The following is a 20,114-nucleotide window of genomic DNA, read 5'->3' on the forward strand; positions in this document are numbered from 1 at the left end:
CCAGCATGGCCTTCAACAGCATCGAAGAAATCATCGAAGATTATCGCCTCGGCAAAATGGTGCTGCTGGTGGATGACGAAGACCGGGAAAACGAAGGCGACCTGCTGCTGGCAGCGGACTGCTGTACGGCCGAAGCCATCAGCTTCATGGCCCGGGAAGCGCGCGGCCTGATCTGCCTGACCCTGACCGACGAACATTGCCAGCGCCTGGGTCTCGAGCAAATGGTGCCGAGCAACGGCAGTGTGTTCAGCACCGCGTTCACGGTGTCCATCGAAGCGGCCATCGGCGTGACCACCGGCATTTCCGCCGCCGACCGGGCACGCACCGTGGCGGCCGCCGTCGCCCATGGGGCAGGCCCGACCGATATCGTGCAACCGGGCCACATCTTTCCATTGCGTGCCAAGGAAGGCGGCGTGTTGACCCGCGCCGGCCATACCGAAGCCGGTTGCGACCTGGCCCGCCTGGCCGGCTTCACACCGGCGTCGGTGATTGTCGAAGTCATGAACGACGACGGCACCATGGCACGCCGTCCGGACCTGGAAGTGTTCGCGCGCAAGCACGGGATCAAAATCGGCACCATCGCCGACCTGATTCACTACCGCCTGAGCACCGAACACACGGTCGAACGCATTGGCGAACGTGAATTGCCGACCGTGCATGGCACCTTTCGTCTGATCACCTTTGAGGATCGCATCGAGGGTGGTGTCCACATGGCCATGGTCATGGGCGACTTGCGCCGCGATGAAGCGACGCTGGTGCGAGTGCACGTGATCGACCCGCTGCGCGATCTGGTCGGCGCCGAATACAGCGGCCCCTCCAACTGGACATTGTGGGCCGCACTGCAACGGGTGGCCGAAGAAGGTCGCGGCGTGGTGGTGGTGCTGGCCAACCATGAATCCTCGCAGGCGTTGCTGGAGCGTGTCCCGCAACTAACCCAGCCGCCACGGCAGTTCAGCCGCTCACAGTCACGGATCTATTCGGAAGTGGGCACCGGTGCGCAGATCCTGCAGAACCTGGGTGTTGGCAAGCTGCGGCATCTGGGTCCGCCGCTGAAGTATGCAGGGTTGACCGGGTATGACCTGGAGGTGGTGGAGAGCATTCCGTTTACCCAGTAACAGCGCGCTGCTGATCCACTGTGGGAGCAAGGCTTGCCCGCGATGGCGCCTTCAAGATCGCCATCGCGGGCAAGCCTTGCTCCCACAAAAGCCAAGCGGCTCCGTTGCGCTGAGAAAACCACATTTGCCAGATAGCCGGTACGGCAAAATGCTTGCACAAAGCTTGGAATACCATAATATGATATTCCATAGACCGGACAGTCACAGCGACTCGATGGACCTGTTGCTCCCGATAGGCGGGCACTGAAAGCCCCGCTCATAAACACAACAATGAGGGCGTGAAAATGGTGTTGAACAAACGTGTATCCGCCGTGCTGTTCGCGGGTCTGCTCAGCGTGACCAGCCAGGCCTTGATGGCCGCCGAAAGCGTCAACTTCGTCAGCTGGGGCGGTAGCACCCAGGATGCGCAGAAGCAGGCCTGGGCCGATCCGTTCAGCAAGTCCAGCGGCATCACCGTGGTTCAGGACGGCCCGACCGACTACGGCAAGCTCAAAGCCATGGTCGAAAGCGGCAACGTGCAGTGGGACGTGGTCGATGTCGAAGCCGACTTCGCCTTGCGCGCCGCCTCCGAAGGCTTGCTCGAACCCCTCGATTTCAAAGTCATCGAGCGCGATAAAATCGACCCACGGTTTGTCTCCGATCATGGCGTCGGCTCGTTCTTCTTCTCCTTCGTGCTCGGCTACAACGAGGGCAAGCTCGGCTCCGGCAAACCCCAGGACTGGTCCGCGCTGTTCGACACCAAGACCTACCCCGGCAAACGCGCCCTCTACAAATGGCCAAGCCCCGGCGTGCTGGAACTGGCCCTGCTGGCCGATGGCGTGAGTGCAGACAAGCTCTATCCGCTGGACCTGGATCGTGCCTTCAAGAAACTCGACACCATCAAGAAAGACATCGTCTGGTGGGGCGGCGGCGCTCAATCGCAACAGCTGCTGGCCTCGGGTGAAGCGAGCATGGGCCAGTTCTGGAATGGCCGGATTCACGCCCTGCAAGAAGACGGCGCCCCCGTCGGCGTAAGCTGGAAACAGAACCTGGTGATGGCCGACATTCTGGTCATCCCCAAAGGCTCGAAGAACAAGGACGCGGCGATGAAGTTCCTGGCCAATGCCAGCAGCGCCAAGGGACAGGCCGACTTCTCCAACCTGACCGCCTACGCCCCGGTCAACGTCGACAGCGTGGCGCGCCTGGATTCGGTGCTGGCCCCTAACCTGCCGACGGCCTACGCCAAGGACCAAATCACTCTCGACTTCGCGTACTGGGCCAAGAACGGTCCGGCCATCGCGACACGGTGGAACGAATGGCTGGTCAAATGAAAATGACGGCAACCGCGACCCGTCCATCCGCGTCCGTCGGGAGCGCCTCCGGCGCTGCCGGCAAGGCCGCTGCGATGACCCAATCCCCGAGCCTGGCACAGCGCTGGCGCGGTTCGAGCAACCTGATCCCTGCCCTGCTGTTCCTTGGCCTGTTTTTCCTGGCACCGCTGATCGGCCTGCTGCTGCGCGGTGTGCTGGAACCGACACCGGGCCTGGGCAACTACGCGCAGCTGTTCGCCAACTCGGCGTATGCCCGAGTCTTGCTCAACACCTTCTCGGTGGCGGGCCTGGTGACACTGTTCAGCTTGCTGCTGGGCTTCCCGCTGGCCTGGGCGATCACCCTGGTGCCGCGCGGCTGGGGTCGCTGGATTCTCAACATCGTGCTGTTGTCGATGTGGACCAGCCTCCTCGCACGCACCTATTCCTGGCTGGTGCTGCTGCAAGCCTCGGGCGTGATCAACAAGGCGCTGATGGCCATGGGCATCATCGATCAGCCACTGGAAATGGTGCATAACCTGACCGGCGTGGTGATCGGCATGAGCTACATCATGATCCCGTTCATCGTGCTGCCGTTGCAGGCGACCATGCAGGCCATCGACCCGATGATCCTGCAGGCCGGCTCCATCTGCGGCGCCAGCCCCTGGACCAACTTCTTCCGGGTGTTCCTGCCGCTGTGCCGGCCGGGGCTGTTCTCCGGCGGCCTGATGGTGTTCGTGATGTCCCTCGGTTACTACGTCACCCCGGCCCTGCTGGGCGGCGCGCAGAACATGATGCTGCCCGAGTTCATCATTCAGCAGGTGCAATCGTTCCTCAACTGGGGCCTGGCGAGCGCCGGCGCTGCGTTGCTGATCGTGATTACGCTGGTGTTGTTCTACTTCTACCTGAAGCTCCAGCCGGAATCCCCGGTTGGCGCCAGCAACGCGAGGTAAGCCGTCATGCTCCTGACCCCCAATGCCATGAGCCGCCGGATGCGCTTTGGCCTGTACGCCACCACCGGGCTGATCGGTCTGTTTTTGCTGCTGCCGATCGTGTTCATCGTGCTGCTGTCGTTCGGATCATCGCAATGGCTGGTGTTCCCGCCACCGGGCTGGACGCTGAAATGGTACGGCCAGTTCTTCTCCAACGCCGACTGGATGAACGCGGCGATGGCCAGTCTCAAGGTTGCAGTGCTGACCACGTTCTTCGCCGTGGCGCTGGGATTGCCCACTGCGTTCGCCCTGGTGCGCGGCCGCTTCCCCGGCCGGGAATTGCTCTACGGTCTGTTCACCCTGCCGATGATCGTGCCGCTGGTGATTATCGCGGTGGCGGTGTACGCGCTGTTTCTCAAGCTGGGTTACACCGGGACAATGTTCGCGTTCGTGGTCAGCCACGTGATCGTTGCGTTGCCCTTCACCATCATCTCGATCATCAACTCGCTGAAGCTGTTCGACCAGTCGATCGAGGATGCGGCGGTGATCTGCGGCGCGTCGCGCCTGCAAGCGGTGTTCAAGGTGACCTTCCCGGCGATCCGTCCGGGCATGGTGGCCGGCGCCCTCTTCGCCTTCCTCGTGTCCTGGGATGAGGTGGTGCTGAGCGTGATGATGGCCAGCCCCACCCTGCAAACCCTTCCCGTGAAAATGTGGACCACCCTGCGCCAGGACCTGACGCCCGTGATCGCCGTCGCCTCGACGCTGCTGATCGGCCTCTCGGTATTGGTCATGGTCATCGCCGCCGCCCTGCGCCGGCGCAACGAAATCAGCGCCTGAGCGCCCAGGAGTACGACATGAGTGCAGTGATCAAAGATGCCGCGCAGCAAAACGACAAGCCCCTGGTGAGCCTGCGCAACCTGAACAAGTACTATGGCGATTTCGCCGCCGTGGACAACATCTCGCTGGACATCAAGGACGGCGAGTTCCTGACGTTCCTTGGCTCCAGCGGCTCCGGCAAAAGCACCACCCTGTCGATGCTGGCCGGTTTCGAAACGCCGAGCAGCGGCGAGATCCTGGTCAACGGCCAGTCGCTGGTCAACGTACCGCCGCACAAGCGCGACATTGGCATGGTGTTCCAGCGCTACTCGCTGTTCCCGCACCTGAGCGTGCGCGACAACATCGCGTTTCCGCTGGCGATTCGCAAACTCGCCACCGCCGAACGTGAACGCCGGGTCGATGCCATGCTTAAACTGGTTCAACTCGAACAGTTCGCCCATCGCCGCCCTTCGCAACTCTCCGGCGGCCAGCAACAGCGCGTCGCCATCGCCCGGGCGCTGGTCTATGAACCCCGCATCCTGCTGATGGACGAACCGCTCGGTGCGCTCGACAAGAAACTGCGCGAAGACCTGCAGGATGAACTGCGTCAACTGCATCGGCGCCTAGGCATCACCATCGTTTACGTGACCCACGATCAGGAAGAAGCCATGCGCCTGTCCCAGCGCATTGCGATCTTCAGCCACGGCAAGATCGTCGGCCTCGGCAGCGGTTATGACCTGTACCAGAACCCGCCGAATGCCTTTGTCGCCTCGTTCCTCGGCAACTCGAACTTCCTCAAGCTCAAGGCCCAGGGCAATGCGGTGGCTGCGTTTGAGGGTCAGGCGCTGTCGATTCGCCTGACCGCCGGGCTGCACACGGATCAGGATGTGCTGCTGATGGTGCGTCCGGAAAAAGCCTTGGCCCTGAGTGTCGAGCAAGCGGCGCGCGACCCCTTGGCCGCGGGCTGGAACGAAGTCTCGGCCAAGGTCGTGGAAGTGTTGTTCCTGGGCGAAAGCCAGACCTGCAGCGTGGTGACGGCGGGCGGTACGTCGATGACCGTCAAGGCGCTTTCTGCGGCGGGCATGCCGCTCAAGGCCGGCGATCCGGTGAAAGTCCGCTGGGCCACGGCCGATGCCTGCGTCTACACCGAATGGGCGGAAAGTGATTTGAACAAGGCTGCTGGCGCCCATTGAAGTGTCACCCTCGGGTCGCCGCAACGTCGGGTTGCGGCGGCCTTTTTTTGCCCAGAGTTTTCTTGCGCCTGTCCCGCCGCCTTCGCTGGCAAGCCAGCTCCCACAGGTTTGTGTGTTGTTCACAAATACTGCGACCGACACAAAACCCTGTAGGAGCTGGCTTGCCAGCGAAGGCGTCAGGTCAGTCGACATCACCTTTATCTGAAATAAAAAAAATCCCGCCCGGAAAACCCGGGCGGGATTCGCTTAAGTAACAAGCGTTATGGGAGTCTTGATCAGGCAACCGGAATCATCGGATCCGCCGCTGCCAACGCCGCTTCACGGTTCGCCGCCGGCGGGTAGATCCAGATCGTGTTGATCTGGGTCTTGAGCTCTTTGCCTTCCTGCTTGACCAGCTTGACCTGACGATCCCAACCTTCCGTGTAGACCGCGCCCCAGGCGCCCAGGTCCAGGCAGGTCACGTACTTGGGCTGGCTGTACGGCGTAGGATCCACACCGAGGATCTGCGCGGCGACGTTGTTGCCAGCGTGACGACCCAGCGAGATGGCGTGCTGACAGGTCATCAGTGCGTAGTTGCCGATGTCATCGCTGGCCGCGTAGGCGACGTCGCCGGTGGCGAAGATGTCTTCCTGGCCAATGACTTTCAGGTGAGCGTCGACGTGCAGGCGGCCCAGGCGATCGCGTTCGGCGGGAATCTGCTCGGTCAGCGAGCTGGCGCGCACACCGGTGGTCCAGACCACCGTTTTAGCGTCGATACGCTGACCATCGGACAGGGTCACACCGTTTTCATCGACGCCGACCACCGAGGCGTTCAGGTGCCATTTCACGCCGGTTTCAAGACTGGCTTCAACAATCTTCTCGGCGATTTCAGGCCCCATGGAGCCGCCGACCTTGTCGCCGCGATCAACGATGATCACGTTGATATCCGCGCGATCACCCAGGATGGCGCGCAGCCGGGTCGGCATTTCAGTCGCCGTTTCGATCCCGGTGAAGCCACCGCCGGCAACCACTACGGTGTTGCGTGCGGTGCTTTCTGGCTGGTTGACCAGGTTCTTGAGATGGCTTTCCAGGCGCACGGCTTGTTCGATCTGGTCAACGTCGAACGCATGCTCAGACACACCCGGGGTGTCAGGCAATGCGAGACGGCTGCCGGTGGCCAGAACGAGTTTGTCGTAGATGACGACTTGTTTGTGACCCGAAGCATCCATGTAGCCAACACGTTTTTCTACGACATCGATGGTCTCGGCGGCGCCCTTGATGAACTTCACGCCGACCGCATCGAACAGCTCGCCGATGGGCGCCGCCAGTTGGTGGGCGTTCGGCTCGTAAAAGCGCGGACGTACACGCAGCTCCGCCTGAGGCGCCAGCACAGTCACTTCAACGTCATTGTGATCGTGAATGTCGAACAGACGCGTGGCGCTCAAAGCGGTCCACATGCCACCAAAACCTGCGCCGATTACCAAGATGTGTTGTTTCATTTTTAACTCCGGGGAAGAAACCAGGCATTGAATGTTGATTGGGGCCAGGAGGTTGATCTCGTCTCTCTTTCGAGAGGCGTCGCTCACTGCCCGCTGACAACTACGACTATATTGATCCTAGTTATTCCTCGCAACGGATTTCTTTCAATGGTTTCCATCGATGGGATCGATACAGCCTGAGCAACCTGTATCCAGCGCGCATCAATGAGCCGCTCACGAAAGAGAAAGAAAGCGCTCGTTGTCCGGCGGGCTGCCAGCTGGTAGCATTTGCGACAATATTAGTCGGAGATCTCTGATGGCTCTTTACAGTGCCGGTGTCGAGTACGGCATTCACTGCCTGGCTTTCCTGGTCGGCAATCACGGCGACACCCGCGAAGCGAGCGTGCGCGACCTTGCCGAGCTGCAAGGCGTGCCGCTGGACTATCTGGCGAAAATCTTTACCAAACTGGCCAAGGCCAAACTGGTCGCCGCCACCGAAGGGGTACGCGGCGGCTTCAAGCTGGCGCGGCCTGCCGACGAAATCACCCTGCTGGATATCGTCAACGCCATCGACGGGCGCAAGGCGATATTCGAATGCCGGGAAATTCGTGGTCGATGTGCGCTGTTTGAAGGCCAGACGCCGGAATGGGCCGTGGAGGGACGCTGCTCGATCCATGGCGCCATGCTGACCGCGCAAAAGCGCATGGAAGAGGCATTGGCCCAACAGACGATCCTGGACATCGCCCGCAAGGTCGGACGCAAGGCCCCGGCGCAGTTCAATGCGCAGGTGGACACCTGGATCAATGATCGTCGGGAAAAGAAAGGCACCGCCAATGCCCCCTCAAGCGACGATCCGATCATCCCGATCACCGAAATCTGCGATTGAACCTACAGACAGTCACGCACTGACTTGCGCAGCGCGTTTGACTTGGCCCAGGGTGGCCCCTGATACAACGAAACCCGGCTGCCTTCCTTCCACTTCACGATATCCAGAATTTCATCGGCCGTGACGATGCTGGGCGCAGTGATCCGATAGCCGTTGGCAATCGACGATTGAGTGGTGCTGGATACCTCTTTCTGCCACGCGGGCAATACACACGCGGCCAGCTCTTTAGGTGGTTTTTCACTGTGCTTGCTGACATTCGGCTCGCCCGGTACCAGTGACGCCGGCAACGAACACCCCGCCAGCAACGCCAATACCGCTCCCCCTATCAACATCCGGTTCTGCATGAAGCGTCCTTAATCCTGAAAAATTGAAATGTAGCGTGCCGCCGCCCTTCCATCCAATGGCTGCACCGGACGTCAACGATTGACAGTGTTATCGCCGGGCCCCGGATAGGATCGCTCGTTCAAATAGGTCATCCACCGCTCATAGGCTTCATGTTGCCATTGGCTGACCCGCTCCCATTCCGGCCCGCTGAGCTGGTGTTCGGAAATGAGTTTCATCATTTCGCTTGTGGCCGCATCCAGGTCTGCGATCAGCTCGTGGGCACGCGCCCGGAAATCATCGGTTGTCGACATTTTGAATGCCCCCCGCCCTTGCCGAAAAAACCGGTACTTCACTACGACAGCGGATTTTGCCGAACGCGCAAATTTCCCGACCAAAGGATGCGGTCCGGAACCGGACAAATACAGCGCCCCTTCACGGGAATGGGTCTAAAATTTCAGAGCGCAGAGTGCAGGAGGTCATCATGTGGCTTAACGAATCAGAACAGGAACTTCGGCGCGATCTGCAAGGGCTTGCGTCGGATCTGCGATGGTCGGCGGTCGAGCTTTTGCGCATTGCGGAGCAGTTACGCCTGAGCGGCAATGATGTCGATGCAGAAGCGGTCAGGCGGCTGTGCGATTTGTTCCAGGGCGATGAACAACGATTAGCGGGCTATGCCGAAGAAGTGAAGGCCAAGATCATCAGCCGCAACAAGGCCCAATAGCAGGTGTACTGCGATGAACAAGTCTCTTTTTACGCTTGTCGCCCTGCTCGCGGTGTTGCCAGGTTGCAACACCGACTCACAACTCTACGGGGACCAGCCACTGGTGGCCAAGGTCGAGACCGGCATGAGCAAGGATCAAGTCCAGCAGATCGGCGGACCGCCGCTGTCCATTACGGACCGCACCGTCGAGCCGGGTACCTGCTTTGACTACAAGCTGACCCGACCCGGCCATCAGCAGCCCTTCAATGTCAGCTTCGACGGCCGCGGCAAAGTCGATCACAAGAGTTTCATGACCTGCGCCGAATGGAGTAACACCCAGCTAAAGGCCAGGGAACCTTCCCGCTCCGGCGGGGGCGGCGGATATTAGCGGTATTGTGTATCTGTAGGAGCGAGCTGGCTCCGGGCGGCGTTCCAACGATGGACGTTAACGATAACGCGTGCTGTCTGAATGAACGCGTTGTCCTGACGTTTTTCGCGAGCAGGCTCGCTCCTACAGTTTCCAGGATTACTGACCGCGCGCCTGCCTGCTCGACCGTGCCTTATAGCCGGGAAGCGCCGCCGCAAACGCCAGGGCTTCTTCCCGACTGCCAAATGACCCGAGTCGATCACCTTTGGTACAGACCCGCCAGGGGCCATTGTTCACGCTGAGCACGTCATAACCGTTCATGTGCATTTTGTTCAGTACCGGAGCACTCATGGTCACCTCCATCTGCGCAATGATATCCAGGGCTGACGCAACCACCTTACACCTCCCTCTCGCCAAAAAGCCGACCAGACGTCGCGTCGGGATGACGGCATTCGAGGGCACTTTGCGGCGTTACAACCGCTCCAAACAGGCAAATACTGGCGAAACGGGGGACGGCTCGATTATTGCAGTTTTGTGACATTACGATGACAGGCGTCAATTGGATAACACATGAAAGTACGCGCAACCGTCATTTGCGAGCAGGACCGGCACATTCTCCTGGTGCGCAAGCCAAGGTCTCGCTGGATGTTACCCGGCGGCAAGGTCGAGCCCGGTGAAACCGCGCAGGGTGCCGCCACGCGCGAGCTGCTGGAAGAAACCGGGCTTGATGTCGATGGCATGCTGTATCTGATGGAGCTGGAAACGGGCGATATCCGGCACCATGTCTACGAGGCCTCCGTGATCAATCTGGATCAGGCCCGTCCGCATAACGAAATCTTCGATTGCATCTGGTTTCCGCTGGATGCGGTTCACAACCTGAACCCCAGCGACGCCACGCTCAGAATCGTCCGGGCGTTTCAGCGTCGCCTATAGGGTTTTATGCCGCGGCCAATGCCGTCGCGGCCTTGTCGATAAACGCGGCAACCTCGACCGGCATCGAAGCGAGGGATGCGTGACTGGCGTTCAAGGTCAGGATTTCCCTGGCATTCAGACGTCCGGCCATCCATTGCTGATTTTGCGGCGCGATCATCCGGTCATCGGTGGAAACCTGATACCACGACGGTTTGCTCTTCCACGCCACCGTCTTGATGGTGTCGCCAAAGGTGCTGGCCAGTGGCGCTTTCTGGGTAATGCCCATGACCAATCCCTCGGTCGCGGGCAGGTCCTGGCAGAAGCTTTCGTGATAGAGCTCCGGCTTGACCCATAGGTAACCGTCGCTGTCAGGGGCCAGGTTCGCTGCCGCGGCAGGCGGATGCCGTTGGGTGATGCCGCCGGGGTTTTCACCGGCGTCCGGCGCAAACGCGGCGATGTACACCAGCCCCACGACATTCGGTTGATCGCCCGCCTCGGTAATCACCGCGCCGCCGTAGGAATGCCCCACCAACAACACCGGACCCGGCACTTGCGCGACCATTTTGCGCGTGCGCTCGGCATCATCTGCCAGGGACGTCAGCGGCATCTCCACTGCGCGGATGCTGGAGTATCCCTTGTTCAGCAGTTCGGCGATGACCTTGTTCCAGTGGGCGGCTCCGCCCCAAAAACCGTGGACCAGCACAATCGTCGGTTTGTCGCTCATCACGATGACTCCGTGTGTGGATGGGATTGACTGCGAGTCGCGTCAGCCCTGATCGCCGCCACCGACCGGCATGACCATGCCGGTGATATAGGACGCTTCGTCGCTGGCCAGAAACAGAATAGCGCCTGCCTGCTCATCCAGTGTGCCGTAGCGCTTCATCAAACTGCTGTCGAGGGTCTGGTCGACGATCTGCTGGTACCAGACTTTCTCTTGGGCACTCTGCTCGGCACTGTTGCGCGGAATCACCCGTGGCGGCGCTTCGGTGCCACCGGGTGCCGTGGCGTTGACCCGAACGCCGCGTCCGGCGGTTTCGAACGCCAGGCACGCGGTCAGCGCATTGACCCCACCCTTTGCCGCGCCATACGGCACACGGTTGATACTGCGGGTGGCGATGGACGATACGTTGACGATCGCACCACGGCCCTGCTCCAGCATGAAGGGCAACGCGGCATGGCAGCACCACAGCGTCGGGAACAGCGAGCGGCGGACTTCAGCCTCGATCTGCGACGCTTCGTAATGCTCGAACGGCTTGGCCCAGATCGTGCCGCCGACGTTATTGATCAGCACGTCGAGGCGTCCGAAGCGCTCGACGGCGGCTTGCATCACGCGGTTGCATTCCTCGTACTGCTCCAGATCAGCGGTCAGCGCCACGCTGCCCTGCCCTAACTCCTTTTGCACCTCGAACACCAACTCAGAGCGATCGACCAGAATCAGCTTCGCCCCTTCCGCCGCCATGCGCTCGGCAACCCGCCGACCGATGCCTTGGGCGGCTCCGGTGATCAGCGCGACTTTGTCTTGGAATCTGCTCATGTACTCTCCACAAAACCTCAAAGACACAACAATCCCTGTGGGAGCTGGCTTGCCAGCGATGGCTGTGTGTCAGATAACAGATATGTTGACTGACACTCCCTCATCGCTGGCAAGCCAGCTCCCACAGGAGGTGTGTCGCCGCACAGTTTTTACGCCGCGCTGGCAGCAAACTTCTCGTAGTAGAAATTCGCCGGCTGGATGCCCTGCTCGCCAATGTACTTGCTGACCGCCTCCACCATCGGCGGTGGGCCGCACAGGTAGACGTCCACGTCGCCATCGTTCAGATGCTTGGGCTCGATGTGCTGAGTCACATAGCCCTTGAGCGGATGCCGGCTGTCGGGGCTGGCCACGCAGGCGCTGTAGCTGAAGTTGGGAATGCGCGCGGCGAAGGCTTCGAGGCGGTCGAGTTCCACCAGGTCGAAATCATGGGTCACGCCGTAGATCAGATGCAGCGGATGTTCGCTGCCCTGCTCGGCGATTTTCTCCAGCATCGCGGTGAACGGCGCCAACCCGGTGCCACCGGCCAGCAACAGCAGCGGACGGCGGATGTCGCGCAGGTAGAAACTGCCCAAGGGCCCGGCCAGGCTCATGCTGTCGCCAGCCTTGGCCATGCCAGTGAGGAAGCTGCTCATCAGGCCGCCAGGCACGTTGCGAATCAGGAAGCTGACTTCGCCGTCGCGCTGCAACGAGCTGAACGAATAGGCACGGGTCTGTTCGCTGCCGGGAATCCCCAGGTTCACGTACTGCCCCGGCAGGAACGCCAGTTTGCTCAACGCCTCGCCCTTGATCGACAGCGCGATGGTGCTGTCGGACAACTGGCGCACGGCGCTGATGGTCGCCTCGTAGTTGGCCTGCCGGGTGCGACAGACTTCCGAGGATGTCGGCACCCGAACCACGCAGTCGCTCTTGGCGCGCATCTGGCAGGTCAGGACAAAGCCTTTTTCTGCTTCTTCAGGGCTGAGGGCGTCTTCGATGTATTCCTCACCCAGATCATAGGTGCCAGCTTCAGCGAAACACTTGCAGGTACCGCAGGCGCCGTCGCGGCAGTCCAGCGGAATGTTGATGCCCTGGCGGTACGCGGCATCGGCCACGGTTTCGCCGGCATTGGCGTCGATGAACCGGGTGACGCCGTCTTCGAAATTGAACGCGATGGAATGGGTCATGACGGCCGCCTCACAAGTGGTAAACATCAATGACCTGGCGAACGTAGTCGTTCTTCAGGATCACTTTCTTGGCCTTGATCAGCGGGTTTTCACCGCGCATGTCGAGGGTGTAGAAACTGCTGCCGAAGTAGCTGTCGACCGTCTTGTAGCGAAAGCTCAGGGTGTGCCAGTTGAAGCGCACCTTGCACACGCCGTCGGCCTGCTCCAGCAGCTCGATGTTGCTGATGTTGTGGGAGGTGCGGGTGTCCGGGACACTCGCGCTGGAACGCTCGGTCTTGATGCGGAAGACGCGGTCTTCAAGGCCGGTGCGGTTGCCGTACCAGATCAGCGAGATTTCCCGCTGCGGGTCCTCGGTCAACTCGTCGTTGTCATCCCAGGACGGCATCCAGAAGGTCGCGTCGGGGGCGTACAGTTCCAGCCACTCGTCCCACTGCCGATCATCCAGGTAACGGGCTTCGCGGTAGAGAAAGTCGCGCACGGCATCAAAGGAAATGGTCATTGCACGTCCTCCACGGCGATCAGTTTCGACTGCTCGGCCGCCAGGGCCTTGAGCATGGTCTGCTGCCAGTATTTGTGTTGCAGCACGAACAGGCCTTCGTCTTCGGTGCGCACGCCACTGAGCAATGGATGCAGGTCGATTTCCTTGGCCGCATCGTCGGCGCCTTCGATCCAGTGTTCGGCACCGCGGGACATGTCGTTCCAGGTGGTGACGCTGCCCTGGTAGCTGGTCTGGCAGGAACGGAATTCCTCCAGGTCGTCTGGCGTGGCCATGCCACTGACGTTGAAGAAATCCTCGTACTGACGAATCCGGCTGGAACGTGCGTGGTCGCTTTCGCCCTTGGGGGCGATGCAGTAGATGGTGATTTCCGTGCGGTCGACCGAGATCGGCCGGGCGATGCGGATCTGCGAGCTGAACTGATCCATCAGGTACACGTTCGGGTACAGGCACAGGTTGCGTGAGTTCTCGAGCATCCAGTCGGCGCGGGCCTGACCGAAGTCCTGGGCCAGTTCGTCGCGGCGTTCGTACAGCGGCCGGTCTTCGGGGTTGGCCCAACGGGTCCAGAGCAGCATGTGGCCCTTGTCGAAGGAATAGAAACCACCGCCCTGCTTGGCCCAGCTGCCGGCGCTCATGGTCGGGTTTTCGTCACCGGCCTCGCGCTGCTTGCGCTGGTTCTGGGTGGCCGCGTAGTTCCAATGCACGGAGCTGACGTGGTAGCCATCGGCGCCGTTCTCGGCGGTGAGTTTCCAGTTGCCTTCATAGATGTAGCTGGAAGAGCCACGCAGCACTTCCAGGCCATCGGGGGACTGGTCGACGATCATGTCGATGATCTTCGCCGACTCGCCCAGGTGCTCGACCAAGGGCAGCACATCGGCCTTGAGGCTGCCGAACAGGAAGCCACGGTAGGACTCGAAACGCGCGACTTTGGTCAGGTCGTGGGAGCCTTCGCAGTTGAAACTCGACGGGTAGCCGGCGTTGGCCGGGTCCTTGACCTTGAGCAACTTGCCGGAGTTGTTGAAGGTCCAGCCATGGAATGGGCAGGTGTAGGAACTCTTGTTGCCGGACTTGTGCCGGCACAGGGTCGCGCCGCGATGACTGCAGGCGTTGATGAAGGCATTGAGCACACCGTCCTTGTTGCGCGCGATAAAGATCGACTGGCGCCCCATGGTGGTGGTGTAGAAATCGTTGACGTTGGGGATCTGGCTTTCGTGAGCCAGATACAGCCAATTGCCTTCGAAGATGTGTTTCATCTCGAGATCGAACAGGCGCGGGTCGGTGAACATTTCACGTTTGCAGCGATAGATGCCCTGCTCTGGATCGTCTTCAAGCAGGGAGTGAAGGTATTCAGGTCGCAGGGTCATGGCCACCGCCTCCATTGTTATTGTTCAGGCAAGGCTCATGCTAGGACGGGGCAATGGGGTGGACTATCCGCGGGGTGCAGACCTTTATCCGTTTTGTGCAGCGGGTTCAGAACCATCTGTAGGAAATCAAGACTTAACCTCCGGCGCGTTCTATCGACTGGGTAACTTTGGGAATCGGACTACATAAACGCTTACAACCTCCGCCTTAGACTGCCCCCTCCAACGACAAGGAGTGGTGTCTATGGCAAGTCATGGCTACATGACCATCAACGGTAAAATCCAGGGACTGATTTCAGCGGGCTGTTCAACCCAGGACTCTATTGGCAACAAGTACCAGGCAGCGCACCGGGACGAAATCATGGTGCTGTCCTACAGCCACAACCTGGCCAATATCGGGAACCTGAGCAGGGCGACGCACAGTCCGATCATCATCACCAAAGCCGTGGACAAATCCTCCCCACTGCTGGCCCAGGCGCTCTCCAACCGAGAAGAAATCAACTGCACCATCAACTTCTACCGGGTGACGCCCGCCGGTGGGCAGGAGAAATTTTACTCGGTGTCGATCCAGGGCGGGGTCATCACCGACCTGACGCTTGAAGTGCCCCATGTGATTTTCCAGAGTGACGCAGAACCCCAGGAACAAGTGGCCATTCGTTACCGCGACATTTCCTGGACCCACTACATTGCCAAGACCTCCGGCTACAGTTCGTGGGGTGAAGAGGGATGAAGGCAGACCGTCATGATCTCTGGGAGGTCAACAGCGCCGCTGGCAAACTGGCCGGACAAGCCCGCACCATCAGCGCTCGCCATCTTGCCCATGGCATGGCGCGGGAACGGTTCAATCGCGAAGTCGCTTATTACGCCAAGCGAGTTGTAGACGATGTCGCGCAAGGCCGAAAAACCGCACGGCAAGGCATACAGGCACTGCGCAAAGAACAACGCGACTTGCTCATTCAATCCCGGGCCGTGACGCGCAAGGCGCTAAACGCGATAACCGATGTGGTTAAAAGAATCCCGCATTCAAGGCTCACGCAACCCGTACCGAAACCTGATCCCGAACGACTATTGCGCTTTGTGCACGCACAGAATCTCAAAACAACCCACGCGAACACGCCCGACGCACTCAGGGCCGTGTCCTTGCCGCACCCTGCCCCCGACCTGATCTTCCTGCCTCGCGAGCGCTGGCCGGCGGCCGTCCCGCAACCAGAAGATCCCGGGTTTTACATCGTTCCCAGGAGCACGACCCTTACCAGGCTGGAGGAGCAGCTATTCACTTCAGCCTCCCCCGCCGTCATCGCCAAATTCAAGACCCTTAACCCGAACCTGGATCAAGTAAAAGCCGGGACGATGATTGTTCTGAGCGACCCGAACAACCAGCAATGCACCCGCGAAGAAGCGCTGTTGATGGAAGCGGCGGGCAAGGTCAACAAAGCACTGGAGCCACTGAGTTCAGAAGAAGCGGATTTCATGGCTCGTCACCATGACGAAATAGCGTTCTTTCTTTCCAAGGGATCCCTTGGGGCCAGCGTTGGGTTGGGCATGTTCTCAAATAACCTGGACACCGTGAGCAACCTCTTGCGTGACATAGAGGCCTTACACACACGCACCTTCCAGGCCAACGGTCACCTCAAGTCCCCCGAGTTCTATGCCCAACGCAAAATTCTTCTGACTCAACTCGATGGCCAACTCACCCAACTGACTAAAAAGAGCATTGGTTTTCCCGATCACCCCAACTTGAAAAGCGCGTTGGGTATATCCAGCAAAAGTCTTGTTCACCGTTGGAGAAAGTCCGGTGCGGCGGATCACGTTCCCGGCTACGCCACACACATTGAAGGCGTCGCGAAAGCGTCGAAGTACGTTAAGTATGGTGGTTGGGTTGGTACGGCGGTGGGTGGTGGAGCGTCAGCCATCAAGGTTCAGGGTGTGTGCGCGGCGGGTGATGAGCAAGCCTGTGAGAAGGTGAAATTTACTGAAAGTGGAAGCTTTTTAGGAGGGATCGTTGGCGGCGCGGGAATTCCATTAGTTTTATCGGCACCCGCAGTGAACAGCCTGTGTATAGCACTCGCCGTACCTACTGGTGGAACAGCCGGCCTCATATGCGGCGTTATAGTAGTCGGGGCAGGAGCTTATGCGGGCGGTTCAATTATGGGAATGGGCGGAGAGTGGTTAGGGGAAATAATCTACGAGAATACAAAATGAGCACGAGCCAACTTGTTATCGGGTATCTATGCGGTTTTTTTATCTTCTCTATTTTGGTTTGGATTGGAGTAGCCCTGCATATGGCTTACAACAAAATGGATATGCTCCTAGGTCTTTTTCAGAATAGTGCCGGCGTAAAAACGTTGAGCCCTTTGAAACATGGAGGCCCATGGGGAAAACTGATGCTAATCGGAGGAATCTCTGGCTTGGTCACATTCCCGAGATCGTATCTGAAAAATGGACAGCTAAATCGGGAAGATCTACAAGCCATCCCCCCATCACTGAGACGTAAGCTGGCGGTCATGCAATGGAACTTATTGGTTCTCCTAACTGCACTCACGCTACTTGTTTTTATCGGAAAATCCGGACTACTCAACTAAATAAATCTATACCACGAACACAATAGGTGAAGTCATTTACGAGGTGACTAAATGAGTGTGAGTACCGCTGATAAAATTTTTCTATGTGTCGGCTTAGCTTATTTTGCAGGTAGCTCCATTTTCATCGGCGTATCACTTCATCTCGCCTATACAAAAATGGATCTGATGTTGAATCACCTGCGTAACTGTCCTGCCGTTATGATTCGCGCCCCATTCAGAAACGGCGGACCTTGGGGGAATCTGTTTTTACTCGGTGCCATAATTGGAGTCGTGACAACACCTCGCATTTATCTGCGTGATGGAGGTGCCAGCGCTGAGGATCTGAAGAATTTCCCTGTAGACATTAAACGAAAACTGGTTGTTCTACATTGGACTGGCTGGAGACTCTTACTGGTGATGTTCTGCCTTTACCTGGCTGTCGAATTCGACCTTGTCGCAACGACCTAGTGTCGCGAGGGAGAAGCACCGAATCTCAATCCCGCCGCTTCAACGTATCCGACGGCAACTCCCCAAACTGCTTGCGATAATTGTCCGAAAACCGCCCCAGATGCAGGAAGCCATAATCCATCGCCACTTCAGTAACGTTACGCACATTGCAGGTCGGGTCGCTCAGGCAGGCGTTGATGCGTTCCAGGCGTTTCTGGCGGATGTAGTTTTTCGGCGTGGTGTCGGCATTGCGCTCGAACAGGCTGTACAACGAACGCACACTCATGTGCGCCTGGCGGGCCAGTTCTTCGCTGTCGATGTTGTGCTTGAGATTGCGGGCGATGTAGTCGGCAATCGCTTCGAAGGTGGCGGTCTGGGAGCCGAGTTCGAGGCGGCTGACGTTGGTCTTCATCAGGCTGAGCATCTTGCTGACGATGATCTGCGCGTAGTGTTCCTGCACCTTGGGAATCTGCTCGGTGGCCTCGGCTTCCTGGCAAATCATCGCCAGCAGGCTGACAAAACCTTCCAGCTCGTTGAGCTGATAACGGTTCTCCAGAAACCGTACGCCCTGCCCCGGGTACCGCCAGCGCTGCTCGTCGCAGACGGATTGAAGCAACGTGGTGGGGACTTTCAGGATGAATTTTTCGCAGTCGTGCGAGTACGTCAGGTCGACCGGATCGTCGGGGTTGATCAGCAGCAACTCGCCGGGGGCGAAGTAATGTTCCTGACCGTGACCGCGCCACAGGCAATTGCCGCGCAACAGCACTTGCAGGTGATAGATGCTTTCCAGCGCGCCCGAGGTGACGCGAACGCTGCCGCCGTAGCTGATGCGGCACAGGTCGAGGCTGGCGAATTTGCGATGGTTGAGGCTGGCCAGGGGACTCCCGGCGCGGGGCATCAGGATGCAATGGTTACCGACATGCTGATTGACGTAGCCCGACACCGCGTAGGGGTCGGCGTGGTCGAATACGGCGCTGCGCTGACTCAACAGTTGCGCTTGCATCATCGGGTCACTCTCGTTGTTCTTATGGGGTGCGTCGGGTCATTCTAAGGCAGTACTGGCGGTGGTGTGACATTGGACTGATATGTGGAGAGCCAGGCACCCCGCGTCATCGTTTACCACCATCGCAAGCAAGCTTTGCTCCTACAAATTAGCGTTCGCTGCAAATCAAACTGTAGGAGCGAGCCTGCTCGCGATGGACTTGAGAACGCCGCGGGGCATCAGGTACCCAGCGTCAACGTTAACGACCATCGCGAGCAGGCTCGCTCCTACAGTGGGCGGACGCGATCAGTCTTCCAGTGCGCGAACCCGTTCGTGGCGCTGCTGCTCTTCAGGCTGGGCAGACGACTGCAGGGTGAAGTCGAACTCGATTTCGGCAAAGCGACCGCTGACACCATATGCCGCCGCACGGGCCTGGTCTTCGCTGAAGGTGATCTTGGCGATCAGCTCGTCACGGGTGGCGTAGGCGAAGTCGTCATGCAGGTATTTTTCACCGTCCAGGTTGATCTGGGTGGTCAGGTGACGATGGTCCGGCGCGGAAATGAAGAAGTGCACGTGCGCCGGGCGCTGGCCGTGACGGCCCAATTGATCGAGCAGTTGCTGGGTCGGACCGTCCGGTGGGCAACCGTAGCCCGACGGCACGATGCTGCGGAAACGGTAGCGGCCTTCGGCGTCGGTGACGATACGGCGGCGCAGGTTGAATTCCGACTGAGAAGCATCGAAGTACGAGTAGGTGCCGCCGGTGTTGGCGTGCCACACATCCACCACGGCGCCAGCCAGCGGTTCGCCAGCGGTGTTGAACACCCGGCCTTGCATGAACAGGGTCACACCCGGATCGAGGCCGTCATCCAGACGCGCTTCGCCTTGGGACAGCGGCGCACCGGCCACGTACAGCGGGCCTTCGATGGTGCGCGGCGTGCCGCCGGATTTGCCGGCCTGCTCGTCTTCGGCGTCCATCAGCAGGTCGAGATAGTGCTCCAGGCCCAGCCCGGCCACCACCAGTCCGGCCTCCTGGCGAGCACCCAGCACGTTGAGGTAATTGACCGCTTTCCAGAACTCTTCCGGGGTCACGGCGAGGTCTTCGATGATGTTCACCGAGTCACGCAGGATGCGGTAGATCAGCGCCTTGGTGCGCGCATCACCGGCATCGTTATGCAGGCCGCTGGCTTCTTCGAGAAACTTCTGGACTTCGGCAGTGTGGGAAATCTTGACGTTCATTTTTTCGGTTCCTCATCTTGTAATTATGGGTATGGCGAACTGAACTGGCTGGGTTCAGCGGTCATCCTCGCGAATGGAAGAAGGATGCCGGCACATCGCGGTGACTTCGATCGCCATGTACGGATACAGCGGCAATTGCATGAGCAGGTCGTGCAGTTCCTGGACGCTGTCGACATCGAACACGCTGTAATTGGCGTACAGGCCGGCGATGCGCCACAGGTGACGCCACTTGCCTTGATCCTGCAGGCGCTGGGCCAGGGCTTTTTCGTCGGCCTTGAGCTGCGCGGCGCGTTCGGGGTTCATGTCGACCGGCAAATTCACGGTCATCTTTACGTGGAACAGCATA

The 20,114-nt window shown here is 59.5% G+C and carries 24 protein-coding genes; 12 read left to right on the plus strand and 12 right to left on the minus strand.

The window, feature by feature from the left end; translation table 11 throughout:
* Positions 1-5 precede the first annotated feature (5 nt).
* The 5 genes from ribBA to GPL81_RS15180 all read left to right on the plus strand — a co-directional run bounded on the left by ribBA (position 6) and on the right by GPL81_RS15180 (position 5,342).
* The gene (ribBA, locus tag GPL81_RS15160) at positions 6-1,115 is read left to right on the plus strand and encodes a bifunctional 3,4-dihydroxy-2-butanone-4-phosphate synthase/GTP cyclohydrolase II (RefSeq protein ID WP_160107408.1); all 1,110 of its coding nucleotides are present in this window, start codon (positions 6-8) and stop codon (positions 1,113-1,115) included.
* Between the two features lie 284 nt (positions 1,116-1,399).
* Positions 1,400-2,425, plus strand: a complete 1,026-nt coding sequence (locus GPL81_RS15165) for an ABC transporter substrate-binding protein (RefSeq protein ID WP_160107409.1) — start codon at positions 1,400-1,402, stop codon at positions 2,423-2,425.
* Positions 2,422-3,354, plus strand: a complete 933-nt coding sequence (locus tag GPL81_RS15170) for an ABC transporter permease (protein ID WP_178122599.1) — start codon at positions 2,422-2,424, stop codon at positions 3,352-3,354. The genes GPL81_RS15165 and GPL81_RS15170 overlap by 4 nt, the downstream gene beginning before the upstream one ends.
* 6 nt (positions 3,355-3,360) lie before the next feature.
* Positions 3,361-4,170: an ABC transporter permease gene (locus GPL81_RS15175; RefSeq protein ID WP_096510315.1), complete on the plus strand. Its 810-nt coding sequence runs from the start codon at positions 3,361-3,363 to the stop codon at positions 4,168-4,170.
* Positions 4,171-4,187: 17 nt separating this feature from the next.
* Complete coding sequence (locus tag GPL81_RS15180; protein ID WP_160107411.1) at positions 4,188-5,342, plus strand: ABC transporter ATP-binding protein; 1,155 nt, start codon at positions 4,188-4,190, stop codon at positions 5,340-5,342.
* Between the two features lie 275 nt (positions 5,343-5,617).
* Here the strand turns inward: GPL81_RS15180 and GPL81_RS15185 are convergent, their stop codons facing one another.
* Entirely contained in the window at positions 5,618-6,820 is a 1,203-nt protein-coding gene (locus GPL81_RS15185; protein ID WP_160107412.1) for an NAD(P)/FAD-dependent oxidoreductase, read from the minus strand.
* A 295-nt stretch (positions 6,821-7,115) separates the two neighbouring features.
* Between GPL81_RS15185 and GPL81_RS15190 the strand changes: the two genes are divergently transcribed.
* Positions 7,116-7,685, plus strand: coding sequence for an RrF2 family transcriptional regulator (locus GPL81_RS15190; protein WP_160107413.1), 570 nt, complete (start codon positions 7,116-7,118; stop codon positions 7,683-7,685).
* Between the two features lie 2 nt (positions 7,686-7,687).
* Here the strand turns inward: GPL81_RS15190 and GPL81_RS15195 are convergent, their stop codons facing one another.
* Together GPL81_RS15195 and GPL81_RS15200 are read right to left on the minus strand one after the other, a co-directional pair.
* A complete protein-coding gene (locus GPL81_RS15195; protein WP_160107414.1) occupies positions 7,688-8,029 on the minus strand; it encodes a hypothetical protein in 342 nt (113 codons plus the stop codon).
* Between the two features lie 72 nt (positions 8,030-8,101).
* Positions 8,102-8,320, minus strand: a complete 219-nt coding sequence (locus tag GPL81_RS15200; RefSeq protein ID WP_160107415.1) for a hypothetical protein — start codon at positions 8,318-8,320, stop codon at positions 8,102-8,104.
* Between the two features lie 170 nt (positions 8,321-8,490).
* On the opposite strand from GPL81_RS15200, the gene GPL81_RS15205 reads away from it, so the two are divergent.
* Positions 8,491-8,730 (plus strand): hypothetical protein, encoded by a 240-nt coding sequence (locus tag GPL81_RS15205; RefSeq protein WP_160107416.1) that lies wholly within the window; start codon positions 8,491-8,493, stop codon positions 8,728-8,730.
* 13 nt (positions 8,731-8,743) lie between these two features.
* Positions 8,744-9,097 (plus strand): osmotically-inducible lipoprotein OsmE, encoded by a 354-nt coding sequence (gene osmE / locus GPL81_RS15210; protein WP_160107417.1) that lies wholly within the window; start codon positions 8,744-8,746, stop codon positions 9,095-9,097.
* Positions 9,098-9,235: 138 nt separating this feature from the next.
* Here osmE and GPL81_RS15215 read toward each other — a convergent pair whose 3' ends face one another.
* The gene (locus GPL81_RS15215) at positions 9,236-9,427 is read right to left on the minus strand and encodes a DUF2188 domain-containing protein (protein WP_160107418.1); all 192 of its coding nucleotides are present in this window, start codon (positions 9,425-9,427) and stop codon (positions 9,236-9,238) included.
* Positions 9,428-9,646: 219 nt separating this feature from the next.
* Here GPL81_RS15215 and GPL81_RS15220 point away from each other — a divergent pair, with 219 nt between their 5' ends.
* Positions 9,647-10,009 carry an NUDIX hydrolase gene (locus GPL81_RS15220; RefSeq protein WP_160107419.1) on the plus strand — a complete coding sequence of 121 codons (363 nt, stop codon included), beginning with the start codon at positions 9,647-9,649 and terminating at the stop codon, positions 10,007-10,009.
* A gap of 4 nt (positions 10,010-10,013) precedes the next feature.
* Here the strand turns inward: GPL81_RS15220 and GPL81_RS15225 are convergent, their stop codons facing one another.
* The 5 genes from GPL81_RS15225 to benA form a co-directional block, all read right to left on the minus strand.
* Positions 10,014-10,712 carry an alpha/beta hydrolase gene (locus tag GPL81_RS15225; protein ID WP_160107420.1) on the minus strand — a complete coding sequence of 233 codons (699 nt, stop codon included), beginning with the start codon at positions 10,710-10,712 and terminating at the stop codon, positions 10,014-10,016.
* A gap of 42 nt (positions 10,713-10,754) precedes the next feature.
* Positions 10,755-11,522 carry a 1,6-dihydroxycyclohexa-2,4-diene-1-carboxylate dehydrogenase gene (locus GPL81_RS15230; protein ID WP_160107421.1) on the minus strand — a complete coding sequence of 256 codons (768 nt, stop codon included), beginning with the start codon at positions 11,520-11,522 and terminating at the stop codon, positions 10,755-10,757.
* Between the two features lie 149 nt (positions 11,523-11,671).
* Positions 11,672-12,685, minus strand: coding sequence for a benzoate 1,2-dioxygenase electron transfer component BenC (gene benC, locus GPL81_RS15235; RefSeq protein ID WP_096510304.1), 1,014 nt, complete (start codon positions 12,683-12,685; stop codon positions 11,672-11,674).
* Positions 12,686-12,695: 10 nt separating this feature from the next.
* The gene (benB, locus tag GPL81_RS15240; protein WP_096510303.1) at positions 12,696-13,184 is read right to left on the minus strand and encodes a benzoate 1,2-dioxygenase small subunit; all 489 of its coding nucleotides are present in this window, start codon (positions 13,182-13,184) and stop codon (positions 12,696-12,698) included.
* The gene (benA, locus tag GPL81_RS15245) at positions 13,181-14,545 is read right to left on the minus strand and encodes a benzoate 1,2-dioxygenase large subunit (RefSeq protein WP_121103511.1); all 1,365 of its coding nucleotides are present in this window, start codon (positions 14,543-14,545) and stop codon (positions 13,181-13,183) included. Before benA ends, benB begins: the two co-directional genes overlap by 4 nt.
* A 241-nt stretch (positions 14,546-14,786) precedes the next feature.
* Here benA and GPL81_RS15250 point away from each other — a divergent pair, with 241 nt between their 5' ends.
* The 3 genes from GPL81_RS15250 (at position 14,787) to GPL81_RS15260 (ending at position 17,571) form a co-directional block, all read left to right on the plus strand.
* A complete protein-coding gene (locus GPL81_RS15250) occupies positions 14,787-15,272 on the plus strand; it encodes an Hcp family type VI secretion system effector (protein ID WP_160107422.1) in 486 nt (161 codons plus the stop codon).
* Positions 15,269-16,744 (plus strand): hypothetical protein, encoded by a 1,476-nt coding sequence (locus GPL81_RS15255; protein ID WP_160107423.1) that lies wholly within the window; start codon positions 15,269-15,271, stop codon positions 16,742-16,744. The genes GPL81_RS15250 and GPL81_RS15255 overlap by 4 nt, the downstream gene beginning before the upstream one ends.
* Before the next feature lie 431 nt (positions 16,745-17,175).
* Positions 17,176-17,571, plus strand: coding sequence for a hypothetical protein (locus GPL81_RS15260; RefSeq protein ID WP_160107424.1), 396 nt, complete (start codon positions 17,176-17,178; stop codon positions 17,569-17,571).
* A gap of 25 nt (positions 17,572-17,596) precedes the next feature.
* Here the strand turns inward: GPL81_RS15260 and GPL81_RS15265 are convergent, their stop codons facing one another.
* The 3 genes from GPL81_RS15265 to catC all read right to left on the minus strand — a co-directional run bounded on the left by GPL81_RS15265 (position 17,597) and on the right by catC (position 20,113).
* Positions 17,597-18,556 (minus strand): AraC family transcriptional regulator, encoded by a 960-nt coding sequence (locus GPL81_RS15265; protein WP_160107425.1) that lies wholly within the window; start codon positions 18,554-18,556, stop codon positions 17,597-17,599.
* 282 nt (positions 18,557-18,838) lie between these two features.
* Positions 18,839-19,768, minus strand: a complete 930-nt coding sequence (catA, locus tag GPL81_RS15270; protein ID WP_160107426.1) for a catechol 1,2-dioxygenase — start codon at positions 19,766-19,768, stop codon at positions 18,839-18,841.
* Between the two features lie 54 nt (positions 19,769-19,822).
* Positions 19,823-20,113, minus strand: a complete 291-nt coding sequence (gene catC / locus GPL81_RS15275; protein WP_008029082.1) for a muconolactone Delta-isomerase — start codon at positions 20,111-20,113, stop codon at positions 19,823-19,825.
* Position 20,114 lies beyond the last annotated feature (1 nt).

Source organism: Pseudomonas izuensis, from assembly GCF_009861505.1.
GTDB classification, from domain to species: Bacteria; Pseudomonadota; Gammaproteobacteria; order Pseudomonadales; family Pseudomonadaceae; genus Aquipseudomonas; species Aquipseudomonas izuensis.